Origin of the sequence: Pseudovibrio ascidiaceicola (assembly GCF_900114245.1) — a bacterium.
In the GTDB taxonomy this organism is placed as follows: Bacteria; Pseudomonadota; Alphaproteobacteria; order Rhizobiales; family Stappiaceae; genus Pseudovibrio; species Pseudovibrio ascidiaceicola.
Genome location: NZ_FOSK01000005.1, coordinates 110,715 through 125,637, shown reverse-complemented (window position 1 = coordinate 125,637; position 14,923 = coordinate 110,715). Strand labels below are relative to the sequence as shown.

General features: G+C 52.4%; 16 protein-coding genes. 8 read left to right on the top strand and 8 right to left on the bottom strand.

Translation table 11 applies throughout. The features are described 5' to 3' along the window. Positions 1 to 128: 128 nt before the first annotated feature. Positions 129 to 443 (bottom strand): ArsR/SmtB family transcription factor, encoded by a 315-nt coding sequence (locus BM231_RS11020; protein ID WP_093519333.1) that lies wholly within the window; start codon positions 441 to 443, stop codon positions 129 to 131. 192 nt (positions 444 to 635) lie between these two features. Here BM231_RS11020 and BM231_RS11015 point away from each other — a divergent pair, with 192 nt between their 5' ends. After that, positions 636 to 1,430, top strand: a complete 795-nt coding sequence (locus tag BM231_RS11015; RefSeq protein WP_208860277.1) for an alpha/beta fold hydrolase — start codon at positions 636 to 638, stop codon at positions 1,428 to 1,430. 7 nt (positions 1,431 to 1,437) lie between these two features. After that, positions 1,438 to 1,887, top strand: a complete 450-nt coding sequence (locus BM231_RS11010) for a VOC family protein (RefSeq protein ID WP_093519329.1) — start codon at positions 1,438 to 1,440, stop codon at positions 1,885 to 1,887. 51 nt (positions 1,888 to 1,938) lie between these two features. Here the strand turns inward: BM231_RS11010 and BM231_RS11005 are convergent, their stop codons facing one another. Further along, the gene (locus BM231_RS11005) at positions 1,939 to 2,730 is read right to left on the bottom strand and encodes a cyclase family protein (protein WP_063310659.1); all 792 of its coding nucleotides are present in this window, start codon (positions 2,728 to 2,730) and stop codon (positions 1,939 to 1,941) included. A gap of 220 nt (positions 2,731 to 2,950) precedes the next feature. Continuing rightward, complete coding sequence (locus BM231_RS11000; RefSeq protein WP_093519327.1) at positions 2,951 to 3,511, bottom strand: TetR/AcrR family transcriptional regulator; 561 nt, start codon at positions 3,509 to 3,511, stop codon at positions 2,951 to 2,953. 210 nt (positions 3,512 to 3,721) lie between these two features. On the opposite strand from BM231_RS11000, the gene BM231_RS10995 reads away from it, so the two are divergent. The 3 genes from BM231_RS10995 (at position 3,722) to BM231_RS10985 (ending at position 5,210) form a co-directional block, all read left to right on the top strand. Next, a complete protein-coding gene (locus BM231_RS10995) occupies positions 3,722 to 4,186 on the top strand; it encodes a DUF1348 family protein (RefSeq protein ID WP_063310661.1) in 465 nt (154 codons plus the stop codon). A gap of 203 nt (positions 4,187 to 4,389) precedes the next feature. Beyond that, the gene (locus tag BM231_RS10990; RefSeq protein WP_093519325.1) at positions 4,390 to 4,929 is read left to right on the top strand and encodes a pyridoxamine 5'-phosphate oxidase family protein; all 540 of its coding nucleotides are present in this window, start codon (positions 4,390 to 4,392) and stop codon (positions 4,927 to 4,929) included. Between the two features lie 50 nt (positions 4,930 to 4,979). Next, positions 4,980 to 5,210 (top strand): tautomerase family protein, encoded by a 231-nt coding sequence (locus tag BM231_RS10985; RefSeq protein ID WP_093519323.1) that lies wholly within the window; start codon positions 4,980 to 4,982, stop codon positions 5,208 to 5,210. Between the two features lie 73 nt (positions 5,211 to 5,283). On the opposite strand, the gene BM231_RS10980 is transcribed toward BM231_RS10985, so the two are convergent. The 5 genes from BM231_RS10980 to BM231_RS10960 all read right to left on the bottom strand — a co-directional run bounded on the left by BM231_RS10980 (position 5,284) and on the right by BM231_RS10960 (position 11,506). After that, positions 5,284 to 6,495 carry a mandelate racemase/muconate lactonizing enzyme family protein gene (locus tag BM231_RS10980; RefSeq protein WP_093519321.1) on the bottom strand — a complete coding sequence of 404 codons (1,212 nt, stop codon included), beginning with the start codon at positions 6,493 to 6,495 and terminating at the stop codon, positions 5,284 to 5,286. Positions 6,496 to 6,536: 41 nt separating this feature from the next. Continuing rightward, a complete protein-coding gene (locus tag BM231_RS10975) occupies positions 6,537 to 7,331 on the bottom strand; it encodes a FadR/GntR family transcriptional regulator (RefSeq protein ID WP_093519319.1) in 795 nt (264 codons plus the stop codon). 306 nt (positions 7,332 to 7,637) lie between these two features. Further along, positions 7,638 to 10,121, bottom strand: coding sequence for a GcvT family protein (locus BM231_RS10970; RefSeq protein WP_093519317.1), 2,484 nt, complete (start codon positions 10,119 to 10,121; stop codon positions 7,638 to 7,640). Positions 10,122 to 10,226: 105 nt separating this feature from the next. Further along, entirely contained in the window at positions 10,227 to 10,784 is a 558-nt protein-coding gene (locus tag BM231_RS10965) for a helix-turn-helix domain-containing protein (RefSeq protein WP_093519711.1), read from the bottom strand. Between the two features lie 245 nt (positions 10,785 to 11,029). Next, the gene (locus BM231_RS10960) at positions 11,030 to 11,506 is read right to left on the bottom strand and encodes a hypothetical protein (protein WP_139226352.1); all 477 of its coding nucleotides are present in this window, start codon (positions 11,504 to 11,506) and stop codon (positions 11,030 to 11,032) included. A gap of 123 nt (positions 11,507 to 11,629) precedes the next feature. On the opposite strand from BM231_RS10960, the gene BM231_RS10955 reads away from it, so the two are divergent. The 3 genes from BM231_RS10955 to BM231_RS10945 all read left to right on the top strand — a co-directional run bounded on the left by BM231_RS10955 (position 11,630) and on the right by BM231_RS10945 (position 14,903). After that, on the top strand, positions 11,630 to 12,547 hold the full coding sequence (locus tag BM231_RS10955) for a class I SAM-dependent methyltransferase (RefSeq protein WP_093519313.1): 918 nt from the start codon (positions 11,630 to 11,632) through the stop codon (positions 12,545 to 12,547). Beyond that, a complete protein-coding gene (locus BM231_RS10950) occupies positions 12,532 to 13,464 on the top strand; it encodes an N-acyl amino acid synthase FeeM domain-containing protein (RefSeq protein WP_093519311.1) in 933 nt (310 codons plus the stop codon). Before BM231_RS10955 ends, BM231_RS10950 begins: the two co-directional genes overlap by 16 nt. Before the next feature lie 377 nt (positions 13,465 to 13,841). Continuing rightward, entirely contained in the window at positions 13,842 to 14,903 is a 1,062-nt protein-coding gene (locus tag BM231_RS10945; protein WP_093519309.1) for an NAD(P)/FAD-dependent oxidoreductase, read from the top strand. Positions 14,904 to 14,923 lie beyond the last annotated feature (20 nt).

The window sequence follows — 14,923 nt, the reverse complement described above, 5'->3', positions numbered from 1 at the left end:
TCCAGACATAATTGGATGAGGAAACGATTAGTCGGGCTCGCGGCACAAGAGCAATCCGCTGAAGATCAGGGGGAGGTGGGAGAAGGCCATCAGCCTAAGAGGATCAGCTTGCAGGTTGCGTCGGCGAGTTATTTTTGTGGGGCGACCTTGGTTTGAAGATCGTCAAGAAAGAGCGAAATAGCCTCCTTGTTCACGCGGAAATACACCCAGTTGCTGTTGCGCGTGAGCGTCACCAAGCCAGCATTCACCAGCACCTTCATATGGTTGGTTGCTGTGGGCTGAGAAATGCCGAGTTTCCGAGCAATTGCTCCCAAACAAACCCCATGTTCGATCAGATCACCATGCTTTTGCGGAGGAAAATGCGCTTCAGGGTCCTGAAGCCATTCCAAAATGGTCAACCTGTTCTCATTGGCGAGAGTTTTGAGGATTTCAATCAAGCTCATGCAACCAACATATAGTTGATAAGCTATATAGCAACACAGCAATATAGCTTATCAACTATATTTAAGGGTCCGCGTTTGAGAAGAGCAAGCGTTCTCCTCGTATCAAGCCTTCACAACACCATTGAAACCACCCGGAAAATGCGATGTTATTGGCGTATTGCTCTAAGAATTTCCAGTCATGAAAGTTGTGTTGTGCTGATACTCCGCCAATTTCTAACCTACGTCTTCTGCAGTTTCCTCGTAGCTCTTTTCTCAACCGAAGCTTTGTCAGCGCCGCTATGGCTGGAAGCAAAAGGGGACGGTAGCCCAAGCATTGTCTTCATCAGCGGGAATGGAAGTGATGCCTCGGTTTGGAAAAACATTGAACCAGTCCTGCGTGAACACGGCATCCAAACAGTGGTCTATGACCGTGCAGGCTTAGGCCGTAGCCCACTATGGGAAGGTTCTTATACAATCGAAGGTGAGGCCCATGACCTGAAAGCAACCCTTGCAGAGCATGCAATCGGAGGTCCTATCATCCTCGTCGCCCACTCTTATGGCGGCTACATCGCAAGCCTACTGGCCGAAGATATGGCCCAGGTAGCCGGTCTTGTTTTTGTAGATGCGGGCATCCCAGCGGATATGAGCCAGCAGCTGGTCGATTACGTCCTTGCAGAATACGCACCGCGCTTCGAGGCGCTCGAAAAAGCAGCTCCGGAACTGGCAAAAGCAATCATTCCGGTTGTAAAAGCCTATCCGGCCACAGCGAAACGCATGCGCTCGGTGACCATTCCTAAGCATCTACCTGTGATCGATATCCTCGCTGAAACGTCATGGGTGCAGGATGAGAAGATCGTCAGCCAAATGCGCAAGGCTCACGCTGATTTCGTCGCCGCCTCCCTAAACCGCAGCAGCCAGTTTGCCAAAGGCAGCGGACATAACGTGATGAAAGATAGGCCGCACTATGTGATCGACGCCGTCACCCGCATGGTGGAGCAACTACGGTAACTGCGATATGAAACTGACGCACGTCAACCTTGTCGCAAAAGACGCAAAGGCGCTTGCCGCGTTTTACCAAGAGGTCTTCTACTGCGAAGTACTACGGCCTGCCAAAGTGTTATCGGGTGAGAAGGTCTCCAGAGGCAATGGGCTGCCGAATTCTGAGATCCTCTCGATCTGGCTTAAATTTCCAGAGTGCGACGCGCCTTTTCTAGAGCTTCACCAACATAAGGCCACACAGGATCGGGGCCTACCTCAAGTGAATGAGCCCGGCTTTGGTCATCTTTCGTTTCAGGTACCAGACATTCACTCAACACGCTCTGAAATCATCGCAGCTGGTGGGAGCCAGTTGGGCGAGATTACAGATTTCGGCACGCCCGACAAACCACACCTGATCATCTACCTGCGAGATCCCGAAGGCAATATTCTTGAGCTGGAACAACCCTCTCCTCAAAAAATAAACTGATCAGTAGCCGTCTTCAAACCACTGCTGATCAGCGCATTTCAAAGTATTTCGCTAGCTCGCAGAAACCAGTGCGAGTGCGCGGATAGGACTGCCGGTTCCATCGGCGATCTTGAGAGGCGCAGCGATCAGAATAGCGCCTTTTGGGGGCAGTTTGTCCAGATTAGCGAGGCTGGCAAGGCCGTAGCGGTTGGCAGCGTGCAGCAGATTGTGCGCAGGATAGGGTGGTTCCATTCCTCCGGCGCAACCAGCATCCGTGCCGATGCACTCATTGCCCCAACCAAGAATCCCTTTGGACAGGATATACTCAATGCAATCAACGGTTGGCCCCGGTGAGTGCGGACCATTTTCATCTACATTAAGAAACTTCGCTTCATCCGTGTTGCGGTGATACCAGTCACTACGCATGACAACCCATTCGCCAGCATTGATCGATCCATGCTCAGCTTCCCATTCTTTCACGCGGTCAGCAGTCAGCAGGAAGTCCGGGTTTGCGGCAGTCTCGGCAGAGCAATCAATCACGTTGACAGGTGCCACAAAATTCTGCGGTGAGATGGTGTCGGTATATCCATCTGCATAGTCTTTTCCGGTGATCCAATGGTGTGGTGCATCAAAGTGCGTGCCGGAATGCTCGCCCAGTTTCATCCAGTTCCACGCAAAGAACGGGCCGTCCTCATCATACTCGGAGATCTTATGAATCTCCACTTTCGGCGTGTTTTTAGCAAAGTCTGGCGGCAGCTGCAAAATGGGAGTTTCCGGCCCCAATCGACCCGATAGATCAATCACTTCCACATCTCCAGTAATCAGTTTTGTGCCAAGGTCTTCCAATATGCTTTTGGTCAGCATCCCTCTTTCTCCCTCCCAGAAAGTGGACGTTTGTAAAACGCGAGATCAACCGTCCCGTAAGATCTCACAGAGACCACGCTAAACACATTCATATGTATACGCAAATATTTTCCGCAGAGTAAGATTTGCAGATGCAAGGCGGTACACTGGAGACCGCGGTGTGTTCAAACCACGTTCTACGCCTTGGGAGGCGACGATTACGTTTCGCGAGTTGGGATTGTCAGGAAGCAGCGTCAATCAAGGCTTTGGCAGCTTGTTTCGCTTCGCCTGCCGGGTCCTTGCTGTTGCCAAAATGCGCGGTGATGATCGCACCTTCCTGCAACATCAGCAGTTGCCGTGCCAACGCTTCCGGGTTCTTCAGACCTGCAGCTTCAACCAGTGTCAGTACACCCTTGTACATGGCATTTCGCTGCTCAACGGTTTGCTGGTGAATAGGGTGGTCAGGTTCCGGATACTCCGAGCTTGCTTTGATGAACATGCAGCTCTTGAAGGTGTCTTCTTTGAACCATTCATCCAGAACATCAAACAGCGCCAGCAACTGATCTCTGGGTTCGCTCGCCAACTCAGCAACCCGTTGTGCAGACCAGCTGTGAAACTGCTCTTCACGCAGTTTCAGCGCAGCAAGGATCAGCTCATCCTTGCTTTTGAAATGCTTGTACATGGAGGTTTTGGAGATACCAGATTCCGCCACCAGCATATCCATGCCCGTTGCGTGAAATCCGTTTCTGTAGAAGGTTTCCATCGCCTGTTGTACGAGTTCATCTCGTTTATTTTTGCGCATACCAACCTCTGGGTTTACTGATCAGTACATATAACGAAATAAATATGGCCGAACAAGGGAATTCATTTTAGCCGCAAAATCAAAGAGCTTCGCCAGTTTACGTGATGAGCATCACACACCTCGCAATTTGGTGAATTGACCAAATGAACAGATCGGTACACCTTAGCAATCAGCAACTGTACCGATCAGTAAACAATAAGAGGTAACAATATGCTCAATTTATCTATGCGCCCCCTGACTGAAGATGCGGCACTCGCAAAGGTAAGAGCTGCGGAAGATGCGTGGAACTCACGCTGTCCGACAATTGTTATCCGAAACCTGTCCCGTGATTGCCTGTGGCATGACCGGAACCAGACGATAGAAGGTCGGCCACAGATCATGGGTTTCCTGTCCGCCAAATGGAAGACCCAGCTTCACTACCGCCACATCAAAGAACTTTGGAGTTTCAACCAAAATCGTTTCTCAATTCGCATTGTCAGTGAATGGCGCACCATACACAACAAGTGGTTCCGCTCTTGTGGCAATGAGAACTGGGAGTTTAACGACAGCGGCTTGATGAAAAAGCGGATCACTTGCATCACTGACACCGAGATCAACGAAAACGAACGCCTGTTTGCCTGGCCCTTTGGCCGCCGCCCGGATCACCACCCAGGTCTGTCCGAAATGAACTTATAACGAGCTCCACCAGAGGAACGCGCCCATCCGCTTAGAGTGCCAAGCACGGTCCCATCGACTTGGCCTTCCAGAACACTGCGGACCTACCCAGTTCCTCCAGCTCCCCAGAGCGATGCGACGGATCCTTCTACCCAAAGGACCGTCGCATTTTCTATTCCCGCTCCCATATTCAGATATATTCAATATGTCTTCCAGGAGTTTTTATGCCCAAAGCCTTTGCTCAAATTGCCTTTACGCCGGCGGCTCAGTCTTTTCAGGATCGCTATGGCACCAAAGAGGCTTATGCCGAGTTTCTTGAAGGGGAGGAGCTGACTGGCCACCTGATAGAGTCCGACCACGCTGCATTTATCAGCCGCATGGATGGGTTCTACCTCTCAACAGTTTCGCAGACCGGCTGGCCGTATGTGCAATTTAAAGGCGGACCAAAAGGGTTCTTGAAGGTGCTGGACAACCAGCATCTTGCTTACGCCGACTATCGCGGCAACCGGCAATATCTCAGCGCTGGAAACATCTCTCAAAACGCCCGCGTGTCTCTCATTCTGATGGACTATGAGACACAGCAGAGGCTCAAAATCTGGGGTGAGGCACAAATTATCTCCCTAGAGAAAGATCGAGAATTCGTTATGAGTATCATGCCCGCAAACTATAAAGCCGACGCAGAACGCGCGATAATTATTAAAACAAAAGCACTTGAGTGGGATTGCCCAAGACATATTCCCAAGCGTGCTTCTGTAGAACTTTAAAGCAGGCTGCCTTATACTTCAAAGTGCCTTGATTGTAAGGAGAGCGAGCAGTGCCTCATATTGTTGTTTATTCCCCTCATCTTAGCCGTGAAAAGAAAGTTGCATGTGTTGCAGCCTTAACCGAAGCATTTTGCACCACAACGGGTTTAGCTAAAGACCACCTCGTGATTCATCTCGAGGAACATTCCTATGAGAATATTGCAGTGGCTGGGAAATTACTGGCAGATACCATTCCTGATATTGCAGTGGGCGAGAAACCACTTCAGGAAGTCAACGAGTAACATGCACAACGGGTGACCGCCCGCAGGATAAAATTCATATCCAACGGGCGTCCGCAATGGCGCTTTGCGCCGTCTAACTGTTCTTTGACCCCGTAATCCGGATTGTTGCATCGCTGCGCTCAAAGACCTTTGGTGAGAGCGAGATACCAAGGCCCGGTGCGGTGGGGGCAAGCAGGTAGCCGTTTTCAAAAACAGGCAGGCCTTCCATCAACTCGCTGTACCAGCCGAAGTAGAACGCCCGCACCATTTCCTGAACCAGCGCATTGGGCAAGTTGATGGAAAGGTGCACAGCTGCGGTCAGCAGCCCCGGCCCAGTGCAATCATGTGGCGCGACGGGCAGCTCGTAGGTTTCCGCCATGGTGGCGATCTTCTTGGCTTCCGTCAGGCCGCCGCACCAGCCAATGTCCAGCATGCAAACATCCGTGGCGCGCTTTTCAAACAGCTCACGGAACGACCAACGGGTGGCAAGGTTCTCGCTGGCGGTGACCCATGTGTCAGCACGGCGAGCGTATTCTGCCAGTGCGTCCACGTTGGTCATCTTGATCGGGTCTTCCAGCCAGAACACGTTGTAAGGCTTGAGCGCACGGGCAATCTTTTCTGCCATTGGCAGGTTCCAGACACTGTGCAGCTCCACGTGAATGTCCATAGCATCACCAACCGCGTCACGGATCTGTTTGAAGGGGCGCAAGCCAGCCTCCAGATCTTCCGGCGAGATGTACGTGCCGTTGGTTTTGACAGCGAACTGGTCAAACGGCCAGATTTTCATGCCGCGGAAGCCCATATCCAGCAGGCTTTTCGCCAGAGTGCCCGCATCAGAGAGAAAGGCCTCCAGATCCTCGTAGGGGCCTTGAGCGACAGAGTCCGTGCTCCAGTCCTCTGTGGTGTTGACCTGCTTGTCCTTCACGTACTCGTAACCTGCGCAGGTGTTGTAAGCGCGGATCTTGTCGCGGCTTCTACCTCCCAACAGCTGATGCACCGGCACGTCGAGGGTTTTGCCCGCAAGGTCCCACAGGGCGATATCAATGGCAGAGGCGGCTCGCATTTCCGCACCAGTAGAGTTGAAACCGCAGATGGGGTTGAGCAGCAGGCGGGAGATGGCATCAATCTGGGTTGGATCACGGCCAATCAGTTCATTTCCCAGTGTTTCGTGAATGAACCCGCACACGGCATCTGAGCCATAAAAGGTCTCACCCAGACCAAAACTGCCCGCATCCGTATGCACGCGCACCCAGGTCACATTGCGAAATTCTTTGAGATTGATGGTTTCGATACCGGTGATTTTCATTTGGCGTCTCGGAAAAAGGATTAGGAGGAGGGGATGACAGTTCAGTCAGAGGAGAGGCGGTCGCGTTCGTTTTGCAGCACAACATTGGCCAGCGAGTTATCGCGGATCTCTTCGTTCAGGTCACTCAGATCAAGATCATAGGCTGCTCGGTCAATAATGCGGACGGAGGCTTTACGAGCCGCCTCAGCATCTCGCAGACGAATGGCTTCCAGAAGGTGGCGGTGACGTTCCAGACTGTCGCTCAACTCACTGGCGGCCTCTGTGGTCTTTTTGATCAGAACAAACACAGCTGGCATGGTGCTGCGTCCAATCTGCACCCACACCAGATTATGCGTGGCCTGATAGATCGCCTCATGAAACTGAGTGTCATATTGCTGGAAGTGCTTGCCGCGATAGGTCAGATCATCCTTTTGCATGGCCGCATGCATACCGTTCCACGCCGCTTCAATTTTCATGAGGTCCTTGGCGGTGGCGCGGCGGGCGGCTTCCATGGCGATGAATGGTTCAACAGAGGTACGAAACCGGAAGATCTCCCGCGCGAAAATCAACGTGTTGCCACCATACTGGGCGATCCACGTGGCCACTTGCGGGGAGAGGATATTCCACTCCTGATAATCTTTAACACGTGTACCAAACCCGGAGATACGCTCAATGATGCCGTGATTGGTGAAGGTTGCCAACGCACTGCGCATAGTGGCGCGGCTCACACCAAACTGATCTGTGAGCTCAAGCTCCTTGGGCAGAAAATCACCGGGCTTCAACTCAGCAGAAAATAACTGCCGGGCCAGTTCCTCGGTGATCTGATCTCGCAGATCCTGAGTGTATGTCGATACCATCGCGCATCAGCCTCATCATAAGAACAGAAGGATAAGACTAGCCTATCCATGTCTGACATACAATTAAATATAACTGACTACTTAGATGTCAACATACAAACACTCGCCATAATTCATCACGCATAGCTATATTATGTTAAAAAATGAAATACACAGAAGTATAAATGGAGATTTATACATATGCAGACTCAAATAATTACAAGTATAGATCACATATCCAACTATTACGGCACTCGTATTTTTCTGCTTCAGTCGTGTGGAGCAGGAGAGATACGAATGCCGCAGATCATTTCAAACGAACAGGCTCTACGCCATGTGCCCTTCCAAGACGACATTCTCAGACAGACTTTGATCTCTGAGGCGCTCATTCTCCGGGTCCCAAAGTGGTTCATCCGGCTGTACGATCGCCTTGTAAGGCTTGCCGTAGATTTTGATGATCAGCTCCGTTCCCGGTTTTGCCAGATCAGCCCGTACAACGCCAAGCGCGATGGAAGCATTGACGCGGTAACCCCACCCGCCAGAAGTAACTTCCCCGACCATCTGATCCCCGAGCCAGATGGTAGACATGTAAGGGGCATCACACTCTTCAGCCTCCACAATCATTGTCACAAAGCGACGCCTCACGCCTTCAGCCTGCTCTTTCAACAATGCGGCCTTACCGGGAAAGTCCCGAGGTTTGTCCAGCTTTGCGAACCTGCCCAGCCCCGCTTCCAGCACGCTGTAATCGGTCGAGAGATCCCCCTTCCAACTGCGATAGCCTTTCTCCAACCTCAGGGCGTTGAGCGCATACATACCAAACGGTTTGGCGCCAGCTGCAAGGATCGCCTGATAAATTTCTGGCATATCCTGAATGTTGGCGTGGATTTCCCAGCCCAGCTCACCCGCAAAGGACACACGCACCAACATTGCAGGCTTTCCAAGGATGCTAGCCTGTTGCAGGCTCAACCAACTCAGGGATAAATCCGCTTCAAGCATGGGGGCAAGCAGCTGACGGGATTGCGGGCCGGTGACGATCAGAGTTGTCGTCTTCCTTGTCTGGTCTTCCAGTGCCAATGCCTCTGGCAGACGGGCTTTTAGCAGTTCAAAGTCATGCCACTGCGCTAAGGCGGCGGTGATCAGCGTGAACTCATCAGCGTCATGACGCAGGATAGACATTTCCGTCAGCACCCGCCCGCGATCATCGGGGAAATAGCCAAGGGTCATGCGGCCAGTCTTGGGCAGAGCACCCGCAATCTGCCCTCGCAACCAGTCAGCAGCACCAGCCCCTGAGAGTTTGAACCGCGAGAAGCCGGGGAGGTCCAGCACGCCAACATGGTCACGCACAGCCTCACACTCCTCACGCACCCGCTGTTCCCATGGGCCGGAGCGGGTCCATGTCTGTGTGGCATCCTCGCTGGTGTCGTCTCCTGTTTTCGCGAACCAGTTGGCCCGCTCCCAGCCGTTGTAGGCCCCCATCTGTCCGCCCAACTCCAACAGTTTGGTGTGGTTCGGTGAAAGTTTGCGGTCGCGGCCCGCTGGCCATTCGTGATGGGGAAAATGCATGGCGTATTCGTGGCCGTAGACTTCTTTCGCCTTATCGATGCAATACTGCTTATCGGTGTAATCGGTGTAGCGTCTTGGATCGACAGCCCACATGTCCCACTCGGTCTGGCCGTGTACAATCCACTCTGCCGCCACTTTGCCAGCCCCGCCGCCCTGCGCAATGCCAAAGGTGAAGGAGTGCACCTCAAATGCGTTGGGCACACCGGGCATGGGGCCAATCATAGGCAAGCCATCAGGTGCATAGGGGATTGGGCCATTGATGTTGCGTTTCACGCCTTGCGTTCCGAGCAAAGGCACGCGGGCCATGGCATCTTCGATGTAAAACTCCAACCGTTCCAGATCATCGGGGTAGAGCTGGAAACTGAAGTCATCCGGCATAGGGTCGTCCGATGAGGTCCATGCGGTTCGGCAGGCGCGCTCATAGGGCCCAAGATTGAACCCGCCCGTTTCTTGTCGCAGATAATAGGACGTATCCGGATCACGCAGCATGGGCAGCTTGCGGCCCTGCGCCTTGGTCCATGCCTCCACCTCAGGAACAGCCTCTGTCATGAAATACTGATGGCTCATGGTAACGGAAGGCACACTGCGCCCGCCATACGGCTCAAACCATTCACCCACGCGAGCAGCATAATAGCCGGCTGCATTCACCACATACTCGCAGCGGATCTCGCCCGTCTCAGTACAAACGATCCATTCTCCACCTTCGCGGCGCACGCCTGTGGCCGGGGTAAACCGTAGGATCCGGGCTCCCAATCCCCGTGCGCCTTTGGCAAGGGCTTGTGTCACTTGTGCTGGATCAATATCGCCGTCCAGCGGATCCCAGAGGCCACCTTCCAGATCGTGTGTTTCCATAAAGGGAAAGTGCTGCTGCAACTGGTCTGGCGTGCACATGTCGATCTTCAGCCCCATGTGCTCAGCCATGGCAGCCACATGTTCAAACTCCATCATCCGGTTGTGGCTGTGCGCCAGTCGGATCGCGCCGGTCACATGGTAATTGATGGGGTAGTCCACCTCGTCAGCCAGACCGCGATACAGCTCCAAACCGTAACGCTGCATGTTCATCACCGCATAGCTGGTGGCAAAGTTGGGGCAATTGCCCGCTGCATGCCACGTGGAGCCTGCCGTCAGCTCATTCTTTTCCAGAAGAACGCAGTCACTCCAGCCCAGTTTTGCCAGATGGTACAGCGTGGAAACGCCGACAACGCCCCCGCCGATAATAACAACCCGCGCGGTGGTTGGGATAGACATGCGCACCTCCTCCAAAATCTATTCGTTTATCATGTAGTCCTCTCCCGTTTTTCTCTGTGAGACGGGTATTGTTCTTGCTTGAAAACGTATGTTTGAGGAACGGCCCTAGTAAACCGGCGGCGAAATCACCCAGATGGCGACGGCAGGCTCGGCGTACGGATTGGACCAGCGATAGGATGTCTCCTTGATGCGGAAACTGTCTCCAGCCTCCACTGTGAAGGCCTCCTCTCCAATCCACACATCCAGCTTGCCAGAGACCATGTAGGCCACCTCCTGCGTAGGGCGTGTAATCGCCTCGCTGCGGTGAGAGCCCGGCTGAAAGGTGGAATGGATCATCTCGAAGCTGTCGGTCAGGTCTGGTGATACCAGTGTTTCCAGCAGGCCTTTGTCCCGCTCGCCAATCACGCGGCGGTTGCCATCCCGCACTACACGACCTCTCTCATTTTCCGGCGCGTCTGCATTGCCGAAAAACAGGGAGAGCTGAACACCAAACACCTCGGCAAACTGCTTCAGGTCCGTATGGCGCGGCGTGGATTTATCCCGCTCCACCTGAGAGAGCCAGCCGACCGAGCGACCCAGTTGTTTTGCCAGTTCTTCCAGCGTCAAACCGCGCGCAATGCGAAGCGCCTTCAGATCTTCTCCCAATGTGCTTGTAATGGTCATGCATCGCGATTCCGTGAAATATTTCCCGATATTTTCACCATTCGCTGTGAAAATATCAAGCATTTTTTCACGAAAGATCAGAGAACATGGTGGCCAGAAACGCTACAAGCACATATTTTCATAGCTGAATCAAATAGTTAGAAAATATTACTCGCCACCTGTATTAGTCGCGGTGAATATATCACTACCCTTTTAATTTTCAGGATGCCGGTTCCGAAGCACCTATAGCTTTTTGCTATAAGTGTCTAAAAAAATGATTGTTGTGGCAACATCGTCGATAAAGTAGCTTCCATCGCGATTGAGGGGGATTTAATCGTGAGCCATAATTCATATCGCATCTGCTTAGGATCAGCGATCATACCCGCTTTGGTATTTTCGATGGCTATGATTACACCAGTTTCATTGACAGCATTCTGAAGCTGACGGCCAACGGGCAGGATCTGGACGACATCTTCGCCCCCTCGGACTGCGTGCTCAATACTGGATCGATCTCGGCTCGGCAATCGGTCATTAGGGCGGATGCGGCCTTCGGCCTGAACTGCAATGGCTGTTTCGGTTCCAACTTCACCAATTAGGGGCTTAAGGCGAACCTTGCTCTGCAGTTCTGATCGCGTTTCGGCCTTCACCGGGGCAGAGCCTCTGCAATCCCACGCACCGCTAGAAATCGCAAGCTGCGGGCAATTGCGCTTAGACCAAACAACGCGCCGATCCAATCTGGACACTTAAGACCTGTGGCAACGTCGATAACAATCGCCAAATGACAACCTACTTGAGAAATACCTGCTCAGGGTTCCCTGATTTGACCGCGTGCTTAGTCAATCAAGGCGCAAGTTTATGGAGCAAGAATGAAAGACAGAGTTGCAAGTTCAACCGCTTACACAGTGTTGCAAGGCTTGTTGTTGATTGCAGAAAAACCAGGATATCGACATCTTGTCACTGCAGAGGCTCTTAAAGCAGGCAAAACTATCTTGGACGGCTCTGACGAAGGCAGAAAACGACTGAAGCAGCTCAACAGTCGTTGGTTTCGTGCACTCGTTCCATTTATGGAAAGGCTGACATTACCCGGTATTTCAACGCATTACGGGTTACGTAAGAAGTATATACGCGACGCTGTCGAAAATGCCCTCTCCGAGGGCTACAGCACGGTCGCAATCCTTGGCGCAGGTTTAGATACGCTTGCCTATGAACTGCATTCGCAGTTTCCCGAGGTTACTTTTTTTGAATTGGATCATCCGGCGACCAGTGCTCACAAGCAAATGGCTTTAGATGGCCAAGTGGCCGACAACCTTCATCTGATCGAAGTGGATTTCAAAAAGACCAGCGCTAAGGAAGCGTTACTTTCTCATGAGTCCTATGACGGCGCCAAACCTGCTGTTTTCATCTGTGAAGGCGTGCTCATGTACTTGCCGGTTTCAGATGTGAAAGCACTCTTTTCAGGACTCAGAGAACTGGGCCAAAAGACGCGGATCGTATTCAGTAGCGTTACCCCTTTCTCCGATCCCGAGAACAATTGCGGCCCTTTGTTGCGCCTCTATCTGCGAATGAAAGGTGAACCAGTGAGTTGGACCATTCGGCGCACGGATTTAGCCGGTTTCATCAACGAGCAAGGATATGTTTTGCTGGATGTGGCCGAGGGGCCCAAGCTGAAGGATCGTTATCTCCCCAACACCACGCCAACAATGTTGCATCGTGGGGAATGCTTGGCCCAGGCACAAGTTAACAGCACTCGCGTTGAGATCGAGGCATCATGCCAATCCGGTTGAACATCGCAACGGATCCAGTACAGATCGATAGCATTCTGAAGTTGCGGTATGACGTGTTCTGTTTGCAAGAAAAATTGTTTCAACCAACCGCTGACCAGAGGGTTGTTGACAGGTTCGACACGTTATCGACAACGCGAAACATATTGGCGACACGAGACGACAGGATTGTTGGTGCGCTAAGGATTAACGTCGATTCCTCTGTGGGGGTGCCAGCGGATGACTATTACGATTTTCGTCAGCATCTGCCAAAAGAGAACGTCAATATGATGAGTGTGGGCATGTTCTGTGTTCGTGAAGCGCAGCGCTCGCTAGGTATTGCACTTCACCTGATTTCGTTATCGGCTTATTTCGCCGTTTCAAACGACATTACGCATGTCATCGCGCCAACGAACCCGGCTATCGGCAAACTTTTAGGTCGCGTTGGTTTCAAACCTGTTGGCGACTTGCGGTATGATCCGCACTTGGGGGGGAATTTCGTCCCTATGATGCTGGATATGAGAGACTTGGCAGACAGTTTTCTAACATTTGCGAAACGCACCCAACTTTATAATTTCCTGCAATCCTACGAGTACATGCTGTTCAACGCCGGCGAAACTGTGTTGCAGGCTGGTGTAAAGGGAAACTCGGCTTTTGTGATTATTGAAGGCGAAGCAGAAGTGCGCCATGCTGAATCCGGCGCTGCTCTAGCCGTCTTGGGCGAAGGTCAGGTTCTTGGCGAATTAGCCCTTTTGACCGATGATACTCAGTCTGTAGATGTGATCGCAAGATCTCATCTACAAACGATGGTGCTGCCGAAAGATACCTTCCTAAATCATTTGCGGACTGATCCGGATCACACGCTGCAAATGCTACACAGCTATGCTCACAGGATGAAAACCGTGTTGCTGGGATCGGGCTTTGTTGCAAATCTCTCCTAGAGTGCACTTCGAGCTACTTTAGAACTATCGCTTTAGACTTATTCGCTCAGAAGTTAGTTTCCGAGTATCGTCTTAGCCTCAGACAGGACCCTTGGCCCAGTTCCGAATCCCTGTTCAACATGCTCCGCTTCCCCCAAAATATCTTTCGATAAGTTATAAGGCATTGTTTTACTCGCGAAACCGACCCGTAACCAAAATCACCATGCCGCCTATATTAGTCGCGACAAATATATCACTACCCTCTTATTTTTCAGGATGCCGGTTCCACCGAACAGGAGGGTTCGTTAGGGTCTGCGCATAGCCATTCCTTTGAATTCTTCAGCTGCTCAGCGATGTTTGTCGCTGGCCGGTATCTTTTTCTTTGAACTGAGGCATCTATGCAGAATTTAAGCGTTAACGTGATCGGGGCCGGGATTACCGGAGCCATGATTGCGTATAAACTCGTACGTCAAGGTTTCAAAGTCACCCTGTTTGATGCAAACCACTGTGTGGGCGGAGATGTCTCCCGCACCTCCTTTGGCTGGATTGGCCACATCGCCAATGATCCGATTAAGCATCCAGATTTGTTCCCGTTACTGACCGATGGCATGCAGCGTTACAAAGCTTTGAACGCCGAATTTGACGGCACGCTGTTTGATGCGGAAGGCGGCGCCATTGTTTGGCGCGCAACTCCGGAAGAAACGCAAGCCGTGATTGACCGTCAACGGCAGGCAGGCACCCGAACCCGCGCCATGAGCAAGCAAGAGCTGCAGCAGCATCTGCCAGCACTCGCCAACCCGCCAGAGCTGGCAGCCCATTCAGAAGAAGATGTCAGCTGGTATCCACCTAAAGTCATCGAAAAGCTGGTTGATGTCTTGATCCGTCTGGGCGGCGACGTGGTGCTGAACAGCTCAATGAGTGCATTGGATGTCACCGACCATCACTGCAACGGCATCCGCATGAATGATGAGGTCTTTGCCAGTGATTTCACCGTACTGGCGACCGGTGGCGGCAATGGCAGCCTGATCGCTCCGTATGAGCCGAAACATGGCCTTTACACCTCGCCGTCCACCTACATTGAGCTCAGCGCAGAACTGCCGGACTTCACCCCTGTGCTGCAAACGCCGGATATCGAGATGCGCAGCCTGGGTCTTGGCAACTTCGCTCTGGCTGAAAATCCGCCGGAAACGGATGATCCTGCCGAGCTGGAGCGTATTGGCGCGCAGATAGTGCAGGCCGTCAAAGACACCTTCACCAACGCCGGTCAGGTGGAGCTGCTGTCCATTCATGTCGGCCAGCGCCCCGCCAGCCATTTAATTGAGCCTCTGGCCCGTCCCATCAACGGCTTTTCCAACGCCTTCGTCGCAGGCAGCCACCCCGGCGTCATCCTTGCCCCCCTGATCGCAGAAAAAATCTGCACCCAGATCACGGAGCAAGCACTGTCCAGAGCAGTGGTTTAAAGGGCTAAAGGACTGTTGGG